The organism is Bartonella sp. LJL80 (genome assembly GCF_054871565.1).
Genome location: NZ_JBTXLM010000005.1, coordinates 158,096 through 170,377, shown reverse-complemented (window position 1 = coordinate 170,377; position 12,282 = coordinate 158,096). Strand labels below are relative to the sequence as shown.

Annotated in this window: 8 protein-coding genes and 1 tRNA gene; 3 read left to right on the top strand and 6 right to left on the bottom strand. The window is 48.3% G+C overall.

Features of this window, described 5'->3' with window-relative positions; translation table 11 throughout:
• Positions 1-226 precede the first annotated feature (226 nt).
• Positions 227-1,600 carry an MFS transporter gene (locus ACYSNS_RS10095; protein WP_461723029.1) on the top strand — a complete coding sequence of 458 codons (1,374 nt, stop codon included), beginning with the start codon at positions 227-229 and terminating at the stop codon, positions 1,598-1,600.
• A 5-nt stretch (positions 1,601-1,605) separates the two neighbouring features.
• On the opposite strand, the gene ACYSNS_RS10090 is transcribed toward ACYSNS_RS10095, so the two are convergent.
• Positions 1,606-3,246 (bottom strand): Na+/H+ antiporter, encoded by a 1,641-nt coding sequence (locus tag ACYSNS_RS10090; protein WP_461723028.1) that lies wholly within the window; start codon positions 3,244-3,246, stop codon positions 1,606-1,608.
• Positions 3,247-3,505: 259 nt separating this feature from the next.
• Between ACYSNS_RS10090 and ACYSNS_RS10085 the strand changes: the two genes are divergently transcribed.
• On the top strand, positions 3,506-4,132 hold the full coding sequence (locus ACYSNS_RS10085) for a hypothetical protein (protein WP_461723027.1): 627 nt from the start codon (positions 3,506-3,508) through the stop codon (positions 4,130-4,132).
• 295 nt (positions 4,133-4,427) lie between these two features.
• On the opposite strand, the gene ACYSNS_RS10080 is transcribed toward ACYSNS_RS10085, so the two are convergent.
• Both ACYSNS_RS10080 and ACYSNS_RS10075 read right to left on the bottom strand, forming a co-directional pair.
• Entirely contained in the window at positions 4,428-6,107 is a 1,680-nt protein-coding gene (locus ACYSNS_RS10080; protein WP_461723026.1) for an enoyl-CoA hydratase-related protein, read from the bottom strand.
• Between the two features lie 385 nt (positions 6,108-6,492).
• A tRNA-Pro gene (locus tag ACYSNS_RS10075) sits at positions 6,493-6,569 on the bottom strand.
• A gap of 154 nt (positions 6,570-6,723) precedes the next feature.
• On the opposite strand from ACYSNS_RS10075, the gene ACYSNS_RS10070 reads away from it, so the two are divergent.
• Positions 6,724-8,991, top strand: a complete 2,268-nt coding sequence (locus ACYSNS_RS10070; protein ID WP_461723025.1) for an AGE family epimerase/isomerase — start codon at positions 6,724-6,726, stop codon at positions 8,989-8,991.
• A gap of 324 nt (positions 8,992-9,315) precedes the next feature.
• Here ACYSNS_RS10070 and ACYSNS_RS10065 read toward each other — a convergent pair whose 3' ends face one another.
• The 3 genes from ACYSNS_RS10065 to ACYSNS_RS10055 all read right to left on the bottom strand — a co-directional run bounded on the left by ACYSNS_RS10065 (position 9,316) and on the right by ACYSNS_RS10055 (position 12,277).
• On the bottom strand, positions 9,316-9,600 hold the full coding sequence (locus tag ACYSNS_RS10065; protein WP_461723024.1) for a hypothetical protein: 285 nt from the start codon (positions 9,598-9,600) through the stop codon (positions 9,316-9,318).
• A 275-nt stretch (positions 9,601-9,875) separates the two neighbouring features.
• On the bottom strand, positions 9,876-11,111 hold the full coding sequence (locus tag ACYSNS_RS10060) for a 5-bromo-4-chloroindolyl phosphate hydrolysis family protein (protein ID WP_461723023.1): 1,236 nt from the start codon (positions 11,109-11,111) through the stop codon (positions 9,876-9,878).
• Positions 11,112-11,128: 17 nt separating this feature from the next.
• A complete protein-coding gene (locus ACYSNS_RS10055; RefSeq protein ID WP_461723022.1) occupies positions 11,129-12,277 on the bottom strand; it encodes a toxic anion resistance protein in 1,149 nt (382 codons plus the stop codon).
• Positions 12,278-12,282: the final 5 nt, after the last annotated feature.

The window sequence follows — 12,282 nt, the reverse complement described above, 5'->3', positions numbered from 1 at the left end:
GGACAAAAAATGCATAAAAACTAAAAACTTAGAGCACGTATTTGGTTCATCAAATGCCGAACGTGCTCTAGACATATCAGGGAGGGGTCGTCCCCTCCCCGTTCTATCCAAAGCACCGAGAAAAGCATGAATAACCCGCTTGCCGGTTATTCGTGCATGACAGACATTGCATTCAGGATAAAACCTGCTCATAAAACGGTTGAGATCCAACAATATCAGCAAGTCGATGATAGAAAAAACCGCAACGTCACACCTTACCCAGCCATCGCAAAGCATTTTAGCCATTTTATCGATCTGCCTAGCAACGCTCATGGCAATGATCGATACCGGCATTACCAATACGGCTTTGCCGACGATAGCAAGGGAATTCAGTACGGGTGAAGCCACAGTTGTTTGGGCAGTCACATCCTATCTGTTGGCAATGGTGGCCTGTACCCTTCCAATGGCAAGCCTAGGCGAGGTTTACGGTTTTCGACGGATATTTATCGGCGGCCTCGTCATTTTCACCTTGGCATCATTGTTGTGCGGCCTATCATGGTCATTGCCGACCCTTGTGGCGTCGCGAATCTTGCAAGGTGTTGGTGCCGCAGGATTATTGAGTACAAACCTCGCTTTGATACGATTTATTTTCCCGCCGCAAAAATTGGGATTTGGTTTGGGTTTGAATGCTTTATGTATGGGGCTTGGCTTTTCACTTGGGCCAACACTCGCATCCTGCATCTTATGGTTTGCCAGCTGGCATTGGTTGTTTTTGATCAATGTTCCCATTGGTCTCGTCAGCCTTGTCATGGCTCTGCAATCCCTGCCCCAGACACCCTTCAGCGCCTATCGATTTGACCGCCTTGCGGCCTTTTTCTGCGCTATCGGCTTTGCCGCACTCGTATTGGCGATTGGCGAGGGTGCCCATCGGCAGCCTTTAGCGGTGGTTATTGTTGTTCTAAGTATCGCGCTCGTCTGTATAAGCGCACTCATTTACCGGCAAAGACACCATCCTGCGCCCTTTCTCGCTTTTGATCTTTTTGGATATCGCATTTTTGCACTGTCGATCCTTGCCGTATTTTTTGCTTTCATTGCGCAGGGCATCGCTTTTGTGGCGCTGCCCTTTTCATTTCAATCCATTTTGCATCGCAGCCAGTTTGAAACGGGTTTTCTCATTGCCCCTTGGCCGGCAATGGCCGCCATGACTTCGACATTTACTGGGCGCCTTTCTGATCGTTTCTCGCCTGCTGCGCTGGTTGCTATCGGGATGTTGTTCTGCGCTTTAGGCATGTATGCACTCAGCCTTCTGACCGTTAATACATCAACTTGGATGATCGTTTTCTGTATGATGCTTTGCGGCTGCGGCATGGGTTTTTTCAATGCGCCAAACCAACGCATTATCATGTTTTCTACGCCTGCCAGCCGCAGTGGTGCAGCGGGCGGCATTATGGGCATCGCACGCCTTTTAGGACAATCAATTGGCAGCGCACTTGTTGCGTTTTGCCTGATTATTTCGTCTCAAATTGGCCCGCGCTACGCATTATGGTGTGGTGCTGCCTGTTTTGTTATCGCGCTTATTCTAGGCGGGTTCCGCATGATTGGTTTCAAAGGCAATGGATAGTATGCCTATCCATTGCTGAAACGGGTTTCCAATAGATCGACCTCGCGGATAAAGCGGCTGGCGGCTTCCTCCGACAACTGATGTCGCCTACCAAAAGCAAAATAGGTTTGGCGTTCGGCTTTCAACGCTTCTAACCGTAACCGGCGTTCAATTTCTTCAACATTGCGCGCAATAACGGCATCTTCGTCCGAAATATTTTGGCCGGCAAGCCTATCACGGTAAGTTTCCATAACTCTGGCCGCCGCAGTGGTGTAGAGGTCGGCGTCACTGCGCCCTTCACCAAGACTATGCACAGCTTGTTCAACCGCTTTAATTGCGGCTTCCGCAGCAGCGGTGCGGGCACGTTCTTCTTCTTTTTGATGCGAGGGCTCGGGGGGAAGTTCCAAACCATTCAATAGATACGGAAGAGCGACACTTGCTGCGACAAGGGATATCAGTATAACCCCCGTTGCCAGAAAGATTGCCAGATCACGTGCAGGAAATGGTGTCCCATCGGGAAGGAACAAAGGTAGGGTCAAAACACCGGCCAGTGTGACGGTACCACGCACACCGGCAAGAGACGTCGCCGCAATCAAGCGCCAGCCGGGGACAAACGGTTTCTGCCCACGCCGATGCGCGCTTGCCAATGTAAAACGCAAAGAAATCCAGACCCATATGAAACGAAGTGCCGCAAGCGCGAAGTTGATTGCAACAACATAGACGATCAACCACAATGGATCATGATGGCCGGTTTCCTCCACAACGACCGCCGCACTGCTGATAATATGCGGAAGCTGTTCACCCAGAATAACAAAGATCACACCATTGGCGACAAATTGGACTGTATCCCAGACGGCCAAACGCCGGATGCGTGTTAATGCCAGATTTCGCAAGCTATCTTCGGTAAAACTCATCGAGATGCCGGCAGCAACGGCTGCAAGAATACCGGAAGCTTCCGCAGCTTCTGCCGCCAGATAGGCAGCAAAAGGGATCAGCAAACTGACAACAATCTGCGAGCCGGTTTCTTCACCAAACTTGCGTGTCCAGTAATTGGTCACCCAAGTAACCAGAAATGTTGTGGCCGCACCGATGATCAAACCTGCAACAGCTGTCCATAAAAATGTTCCAAAAGCTGCAAACAAGGAAAAACTTCCGGTCATGGCTGCAGTGACCGCAAAGCGCATGCTGACAAGACCGGACGCATCATTCAAAAGCGACTCACCTTCCAAAATATGCATCAATCTTTTTGGAATAGGCACACGTTTGGCAATCGCTGAAACCGCCACTGGATCTGTTGGCGAAACGATGGCAGCCAATGCGAATGCGACAGCCAGAGGCATAGCAGGAATAATCCAGTAGGTAAAAAAGCCGACCCCCAGAACAGTAAAGACCACCAACCCCAGCGCCAATTCCAGCACCGTCCACTTGTCACGCTTCAAGCCTTCTTTCGGAATTCTCCACCCATCAAGAAACAGCAGAGGCGGTAAGAACAGCAAGAAAAACAATTCAGGGCGAAGTTTTACCCCCAAATCTCCCGTAAGAGGTATCAGCACTCCAACCGCAATCTGAATCAAAGGCAAAGGAATGGGAAGGGGCAAAGCGCGCGATATCGCGCCGCTTATGATCACGGCAACGAGCAAGATCAATATGACGATTACGGATTCCACTTTCTTTAAGCCTTTCAACACATTCCGTCGCTGAACATATCAGGGCGGTTAAAAGTTATTTTAAGATAAACCGAAAATAGTGGGCATTAAAAGGCGATAATGGCAGCGGTTTCTTACAATTAGTTGATGAGAGCAACATATCACCGTCCGGCACCGATCAGACTGGCTAGTCATTTGCGGGAACAATCAACAATCCTGGTCTGTTCTTGGTCGCCGGATAAAAAAGTGATAGGCTATTAAGAGGAGACGGGAGGACGATATGGCAATAACACCGGTAAACAGTTTGAAATTCGGCGCTGTAGAAATTATGCAGCAAAATGTTGAGCGACGGGAAAAGCAAAAAGATATTCCCAAATCTGCCAGCGATGCAACTGTGCAATCCGCCCACGACAACGCACCGTCTGCAGCAAAAGAACAAACAGGATATGACAAAATACGAAACAAATTGGCAGGCGCTGAAGTTTTTGATAGCAGCCGCATCACCAAGCAAGAATTGAAAATAAAATTCTTCAAGGAGGTTGCAAAAGCATTTGGTTTTGATCTCGACGAAGGCGGCGAAGATCTCAAGAACATGGCAAACAAACTTAGTGCCGCTATGAGGGATATGAAGCAGAATGATCCAGCAGCGTATCATGAATTACTGGATAAACTTGCCAAAAAACTGGGCTTGGACAAGCTTGGTATTGATGTTGAAGATATTGTCAGCGCATTTGCAGATCCGACCTCGGATGCGGCACGCAAAGTTGATAGGGCATTAGACGCCGCAATGAACAGTGATACACAAGATCAGGTCATGAAACTTATCCAGAAATTTCAACAGACAATTGTCGATGATCCAGACGTCGGAACATATCTGCCAAATAGTTTTCCGCCGGCGCGCTTTTAACCGTCGAGTACGCGCGAAATTTATGGCTGAAAACATTTATGCTGAAACAAAAAACACTATGTGTTTTTTGGAGCTCAAGGTTCTGTCGCAAACTGAAACCTTGACGCTTCAAACATTCACGACAGAATGCACCCGGCTTCATCAATCATCGCGATTTTTATCCTCCACCCCGGCAACAAACGCGCTTTCACATTTAATCAATGAAGTATATCCGAGTGAATGGGCAAACCTAACGGTGGGGTTGCCCATTCGCTGATGCGCGGCACGCTCTAAATTTGGTGATATTTAAAGCGTCTTACTTTGCCCATTCAGCAACCAGACGATCAGGTGTTTTGGTTGCACGTTTTTTCATAACAAAGCATGTGCGTCTCGCTGAGAATTGATTGCGATCTTCAAGCAAATCTTGGCGCATCTCTGCAAGTTCCGCAGTCCGGCAAGCTTGGGCTGACGTGGCGTCGAACACTTTCTTCACCGCAGTTTTTTCGTCCGATACAATAGCCCGCGCTTGTGAGCGGAGCCAATCGAGATAGGCATTCTTGTCTCTGGGGCCTATTCCATCAATCAGGCCGATGTTTAACGCCTGCGCGGCACTGACAGGCAGACAATCGGAAGTAAGCGCTTTTGCTTCTTCAGCACCTACCCGCTTGGGCAATGTATAGGTCCAATATTCCGATCCGTAGAGGCCCATTGTGGCGTAATGCGGGTTTAGAACAATTCCATCACGGGCAAGAACAAGATCGGCTGTAAGAGCCAACATGACGCCACCCGCCCCTGCGCTACCGCTGACGCCTGCAATAACAAATTGTTGCGCTGTTAAAATTTCTAAACATACGTCGTCAATCGCCTGGATGTTGCGCCAAGCCTCTTCACCCGGACAGTCTGCTGCTTCGATTGTGTTGAGGTGGATGCCATTAGAAAATGCATTCCATCCACCCTTCACAATAAGAACCTTGGTCTTTTGTAACTTTGCAAACCGCAAGGCCTCGACCGCATGTTCGCATTGTTCCGTACTCATAGCGCCATTATAAAAATCAAAAGTCAGCTCTCCGATCGGCCCGTCTTGCATATAGCGCACCGGACTGTACTCTTCATCAATCTTTTCTGCCGATAAAGGAGTATCCAAATCCGGCACCGACGCCAGCTTGTCGCCTAGAACCTGTACTGCAGGATATTTGAAAAGCGACCGGCCGTCTTCATTCACCGGCTTCAAAGAGCCGATCCATAGGCTTTTATCCCCGGTACCCAAAAGAATGGATCCAAAACGTTTGCCAAGTATTTTTCCAGCTTCTCCAATTTGATTGCTTGGGTGAGCATCATAAACATAATATTCCTTGTCACCAATTATCGTTTTTATTCCTGGAACACCGTCTGAAGCATTGATTTTTTGGAGAATGGAAAGCGTTGGCTGCGACCAATCTATTGAGCGATCCGCTTGTTTCATGTTTGGTTGCAAACGGCCCTCGACATGGTCGATTTCCGGAAGTGGTGTCGGTTTTCCGCCTTCTATGAATGATGTTATTGTATCAAAGATACATTTCATCGCTGCGTCACTTACGGCGCTATTGTATAATTCCGACTTTCTTATCGGATGCGGCACATCAAACCCATGCGAAGACCATACCGGCCCGGCGTCCATTTCTTCTACGGCTTGCAAGGCTGTCACACCCCATTTTTTCAAACCGTTCACAATGGTCCAATCCAGTGCTGAAGCTCCTCTGTCTCCGATAATTCCTGGATGTATGATAATAACTGGCACTTTATCGTTTTGCCAGAGTTCTGCGGGAACCCGGTCTTTTAAAAACGGACATATAACGATGTCCGGTTGCGCTCGTTCTACGGCACGAACGACTTCAATTTCATCAGTAAAGAGTTGAAAACTAACCATATGTCCCGCTTCCTTAAGCGCAGCCCAAGCTCTTTGCGTTAAGCCATTGAAAGCAGAAGACAACAAAATGATTTTCAGTTTCGGTTGCATTGTATGACTCTTTTCATTTCCTTTGTTCGGCTCGCTCAGCGTTTTATCCAAAATGATGACACTGACTGCCTTTAAGCACTCTCCTTTTGGTTTATGAAAATGATTCACACAACTATTAATTGCAGCTTCTAGGGGTGACATAAGTACGCAGGCTGATTGATAGTTATCAACCAGAAAGCGTCTATAGCACTCTGCGGGTATGGGTTGTGCAATGATTATATTACCGTCGAAAAAGGGAAGGTTTTCAAAACGAAGAGTAACATCGCACTTATAGCACGAATACATTTCTTGAATCGGTTTTGTCGACGTAGAGACGTTATAAATGCAAGGGAAAGCTTAGCGATACCGCTATCGCATTTTGAAGGCACGTGATTTGAGAGTTCACTGGTCGGAGTGAGAGGATTCGAACCTCCGACCCCCTCGTTCCGAACAAGGTACGCTACCAGGCTGCGCTACACTCCGACTGATTGGTGCAGCGGGCTTATACCTCTCCCCCGCCTTTCCTGCAAGTGGTTTTTAATCGGCCCGCAAAACCGCAGCACCCCATCAAGTTAAACCTTGAAATGCTATGTTAACAGCACTATCCCTTTCTAAAGACGAGTGCAGGAATTAGATAATGGCCGAAAAGATTATCAGTTTTATCATGAGCGGTGGTATCGGCTCACGTCTATGGCCGTTATCACGGGAGGATTTTCCCAAGCAATTTCATGATCTATCGGGCAAAGGCTCTATGGTTTCCCGCACGGTCAAACGCATGAATGCGCAGCAAGGCGACGGTGCACCAATCTATCTGATTGCCTCGGAAAACCATGAATACCGCTTGCGACAGGATATCTCAGGTCTCCCTCTCAACGGTGGCAGACCTATCTTTGAACCTTTAGGTCGTAACACCGCCGCCGCTGTCGCATTGGCCACGCAAATTACGCTTGCAGAGCATGGCGACGCATTGATGCTTGTTGTCCCCTCCGATCACGAGATAGCAACGGACGAAGATTTCTGGAATACAATTGAACAAGGGGTTAAGGCGGCGCGGCGCAATCGGATCGTCGTTTTCGGTATTCGTCCGGATAAGCCGGAAACAGGTTACGGGTATGTTGAAACCGGTAATAAAGCGGATGGTATCTACGATGTCGTTCGTTTTGTAGAAAAACCCGATGCATCTACGGCGGCACAATATCTTGAATCCGGTAATTTCTTATGGAACTCGGGAATTTTTCTATTTTCAGCGGCAACGATGGAGCAGGCGTTCATCACCTACCAGCCGGAAATCTGGCAAAAAACAGCACAAGCACGCGCAACAGCCCACACGGATATTTCAGGAACTTGGCTGAATTTCGATGAATATGCCGCCATCCCTTCCAACTCAGTGGATTATGCCATTATGGAAGAGGTGAAGGATATAGCGCTCGTACCGGCGCGTTTCCGCTGGAACGATTTGGGGTCTTGGCAATCTTTGCTCGATCAACAAGCCAGCCCAACCGTATCGGACGAACATGGCAACGTGACTATTGGCGATGTCGTCGCCATTAATTGCAAAGGCAGTTACCTACGCTCTGAGTCCGGGCTTTTATCCGCAGTAGGTCTGGAAAACATGGCTGTTGTTGCAACAACCGACGCGACATTTGTCGCACCTGTCGGGCAAAGTCAAAATGTCCGCGAAGTGGTGGCAACCTTGGAAAAAGTTGGAAGGCTTGAAACCAAGTTTACCCCTGCGGCCGACAAGATGCCACAAAGCGGGGCCTATCTCTCGCGCGTTGAACATTGGTTGTTTGATGAGACACTGCCTTTATGGTCGACACGCGGCGTGGATGAAAAAGGTGGCTTCTACGAAGCCTTGGGCTTTGATGGTCTACCGCTATTGCGTGACAAACGCATGCGGACGATGGCGCGACAAATATATGCTTTTGCTATGGCGGGCGAGATGGGATGGGATGGGCCGTTTAAAGCGCTTATAGATCACGGCCTTGATTTTATCGCGTGCAACGGACGAACCAGTAATGGCGGTTGGGCCTCTGTCCTAGGCAAAGAAGGCGGTATAATAGACGATACAGAAGATAGTTATGACCAGTCATGTGTTCTGCTGGCGCTTGCGCATGCCCATCGTGTTGGCCATAAGCAAGCGCTACCCATGGCCATGGAAACCTTTTCTTTTCTTGATCGCTGCCTGGCGGATAAGCATGGTCGGGGATTTTTGGAAAACACCCATGCGCGAGCCAAAGACGGATTTCGGCGCGCAAACCCGCATATGCATTTGCTTGAAAGTTTTATGGCATGGTTCGAGGTCACCGGTGATATCGGTTTTCTGCAAAGAGCTTCGCGCATTGTCGAATTATTCAAGAGCCATTTTTTCGACGATGACACCTGGACTTTGGCAGAATACTACGATGCCGACTGGCAAAGAGCCGCGTCGCCCGATGGCGACATATGCGAACCCGGACATCACTTTGAATGGTCGTCCCTTCTCGTCGATTTTTCGTCAACGTCCGGCGACCGGAGTGTGATCAAACTTGCGAAAAAACTATACGCTTCCACCATCGCCAACGGGTTAAATCGTGCTACCGGGCTTGCATATAATACGATATCGCGGCATGGCATGCCCATAGACACCAATTCCCGCAGCTGGCCGCAAACCGAAGCGATCAAGGCGGCGTTAGCCCTTGATGGCAATGACGGCCCAGATCTCAAACCGGAAATTGAGGCGCGTGTAGGCCGCCTCTTCCGATGGCATATAGAAGCAGCACCAAAAGGACTGTGGATTGATCTGGTTTCTGAGAATGGTCGTGCCATTGCCGACGATGTCCCAGCATCCATTTTCTATCATATGATTACCGCGCTGACCCAATATCGTAAGTTTGCGCAAGCTGGCGGAAATGGGAAAAGCTAAGATTGCTTCATGCTTAGCGTAAAATAGCACCGCACTGTCCTGGAGCGGTTCCCGATTGATGTGAATCATCAATCGGATAAGATACCGCGACAAATCAAAAGCTTGAGACGCGTCGGCCTGATTCAATCAGGTCGAAAAGCGCTTTAAACCAATACGGGGAACGTCATATAGAGCATTTTCCGAAAAGTGTGAAGCGCATCCGTGGGGAAAACGATTCACAGGATCGTTTTCTTAATCCCACTCCTATCGGACAAAAAATGCGGCAAAACCAAAGACCTAAAGCGCATATTCGATTCATTGAACAGCTTATGCGCTCTAGATTATTTAACGCCACTGTGGGCCGCGTGGCGGGGGTGCAGCGTGGTGCGGACGCATGGGGCCGTGGTGCGGCCGATAATAGGGTGGCGGTGGCGGGGGTGCGCGATATCCATGGCGCGGACCATAAGAGTGGCGATAGCGGGGCGGTGCCTTCTTACCAGAATGATAAATTGCCACGCCACCATTCGGCCCCACAATAACGCCGGATCGCGCTTCGGCTTGCGTCGCAAGTGCGCCGCCGGCGGGAAGAATGATGCCGAGGCTCAATAGAACTGCCAATATGTGCTTCATAACAAGTTTTCCTTTCATGTCATGAGTGCATATTGCGCCAATGCGTTTGAATTGACCGTGAACCTTAAATTTATTTTCAGTTCATGTTCGCTCTGCGAGATGGTATCTTTCAGGATTGGAGTGTTTTCAGCAAAGTATGAAGTGCATCCATGGGGAAAACGATTCACAAAATCGTTTTCTTATCCCGTTCCTATCGCATAAAAAACGCGGTATAAACAAGAGATTAGAGCGTCGATCTGATCCCTTCAGATCGAACGATGCTCGAGGGCCAGAACCTAATCAAATCCGTCAATTTTCAACAACCGATCCAAGGTGTTGATATCAACATTGATATCCATGACATCATTTTTCAACAAATTGGCATGTTCAGCCGAAAAGGCATTATCCAGGCGCATTAAAATCTTCAGGTTTGATTGATCAACATCTTGTACAACCTGCGCGCTTGGCTTGTTCGCCAAAAAAGCCAGATGCTTCTCACCAATATTGATGGCAATGGGCAGATAACGTTTTAAAAAGCGGGTTCCGCGTAGCACGTCGTTGGGATCGGTATCGATGCAATTGATGATATTATCAGCCGACCGTCCAATGCTTCTAAAAACATTGGCGTAACTGTCCGGCAATCGTTTAGCAATCTTCGACAAAGCCAAGACATCTTTTCGAAAAGGCTTTTCGTCAAACTGCCTACCGGCATTCTTGCTTTCTGGCTGATCCAAAGGCTGAGTATTTTCATTATTATTGGCGAGCTTAAGATATTCCCGAACAATAATGGATTGAGAAAGCAATTTATTGACTGCTAGGTCAAAATCCTCGGCCGCGGTTATAGCAGACAGCGTCTCGGCTTCTTTTGTCATATCGGCTAAACGATAAGCTACGGCAAAGAAAGGCCCGGATTTCCCTCGCTTTATACCGGATTTTATAAGCGCGGAGACATAGTCTACAATCTCTTTATAGATAGAGCTGATTTTTTCGAATTCTTTTCTTCTGAAGCTTGAAATGACGTTTAATGTCGCTGTGACACTGCCGTTAATAGAAATAAGAGCCCGTTTTATAGCTATGCCGGTCGAAAATCTGATACTTATCCAACCAACCGGGATGATCGACAAATAGGCCCATATCGTATCGGGAATTGCTTGATAGGGGAGATAGAAGGCCACCATCAACAGCGCGAACCATTCGGTCTTGGCGATTTTATGGCGGACATAGCAATGCATGATCCGTCGTCCATAAAACATTGCAACCCATGCCACCAAACCACCCAAAAGCAGCGCATAAGGTAGTGGCGCACCCAAAAGATAGGCGACAAGCACCTGAATAATACCGCATAAGGTCGGAAAAAAACCGCCAAAGCGATTGCTCATATGGCGCCCGAAAATACAGATAAGGCCCACATAGCTCGCAATCACCAATTCGTCTTTATCTGACGATGCGCCGTATAGTTCAACGTAAATCCATACGGCGGCAAACAGACTGGCCGCATGGATGAAAAGACGCTTGATGATCCCACGCTTCATTTGATAGCTTCAGGCTTCTACGGCTGCTTCGTGATTGCCGGCGCCGCCTGCGCGCCGTCAGATGCGATACGTTCGTTTACTTCTCTGTCAGCCTGTTTCTTTTGACGATCGGCAATATCGGCCAATTTGGTGAAAAGCTCTTTTTCCATTCTCTGGAGATCCTTTTCGACGATTTGCCGATTTTGTCGTCCTTCCTGAGAGATTTTCAGCGTCTCTTCGATCGAATTCAGAAGGCGATTATGTATATCTTTCAACGTATCGATATCAACAATGGAGCGCTCAACTTCACGTGCTGTTTCAATCGAAGTTGTTTCCAGCAATTCGGCATTTTTGCGCAATAGCTTATTGGTAGTATCGGTAACCTGTTTTTGCATTTTGGCAGCGTCACGCTGGTTTTGCAGAGCAATTGCCAATATGAACTGATTTTTCCAGATCGGAATAGTGGTCAGGATACTTGTCTGGATTTTTTCCGCCAAAGCCTGATCATTGCTTTGGATCAGCCGTAGTTGCGGTGCTGTCTGCAAAGTCAGCGTCCGCGAAAGTTCAAGATCATGCAGCCGCTTTTCAAAACGGTCGATCATGCTGTTGAAGTCGCGCAGCTTTTGCGCATCCAACGGATTTCCGCTTTCGTTCGCCATTTTCTGCATGGGCGGCAATTCGCCTGTGCGCGCCTGCTCAACGCGCATGCGGCCAGCAGCAATATAGTCTGTCATACTTTGATGCAGACGCAAATTCTTGCCGTAAAGCTGGTCAAGCATTTCGACGTCACGAATAAGCCCTTCCATGGAGCGATCAAGCTTTTCAGAAACCTGGTTCACCTGATCGGCGATAGTATCAAATTGCTGGACAAAGGTTTTCGCGGCGTCAAAAACCTGACCGATAAGAGGAAGGGCGGCAAGGACACTCTTCTTTTTCAACAAAACGGAAATGTCGAGTTCTTGCACCTTTTGCAACATTCCTGAAAGCAATTCACTGACCGGAGCCACATCACGAGCGCGCACTTTACTTAAAACCGAATCGGCAAAACTTGAAATATCCTGCATCGCATCAGCGCCGTAGGACACCGATAGACTTGGATCCATCAGGTCGATCCGCTCAGCCAAATTTGCCACTTTCTGCTCATCCGGCACGACAACATCTAGACGTGTGATATCTTTAACGCTCATCGGTT

Bases quoted from the DNA above. Each gene is read 5' to 3' on its own strand.
- ACYSNS_RS10080 (WP_461723026.1), bottom strand. From the start codon at position 6,107: ATGCAACCGAAACTGAAAATCATTTTGTTGTCTTCTGCTTTCAATGGC.
- ACYSNS_RS10060 (WP_461723023.1), bottom strand. From the start codon at position 11,111: ATGAAGCGTGGGATCATCAAGCGTCTTTTCATCCATGCGGCCAGTCTG.
- ACYSNS_RS10055 (WP_461723022.1), bottom strand. From the start codon at position 12,277: ATGAGCGTTAAAGATATCACACGTCTAGATGTTGTCGTGCCGGATGAG.
- ACYSNS_RS10070 (WP_461723025.1), top strand. From the start codon at position 6,724: ATGGCCGAAAAGATTATCAGTTTTATCATGAGCGGTGGTATCGGCTCA.
- ACYSNS_RS10065 (WP_461723024.1), bottom strand. From the start codon at position 9,600: ATGAAGCACATATTGGCAGTTCTATTGAGCCTCGGCATCATTCTTCCC.
- ACYSNS_RS10095 (WP_461723029.1), top strand. From the start codon at position 227: ATGATAGAAAAAACCGCAACGTCACACCTTACCCAGCCATCGCAAAGC.
- ACYSNS_RS10085 (WP_461723027.1), top strand. From the start codon at position 3,506: ATGGCAATAACACCGGTAAACAGTTTGAAATTCGGCGCTGTAGAAATT.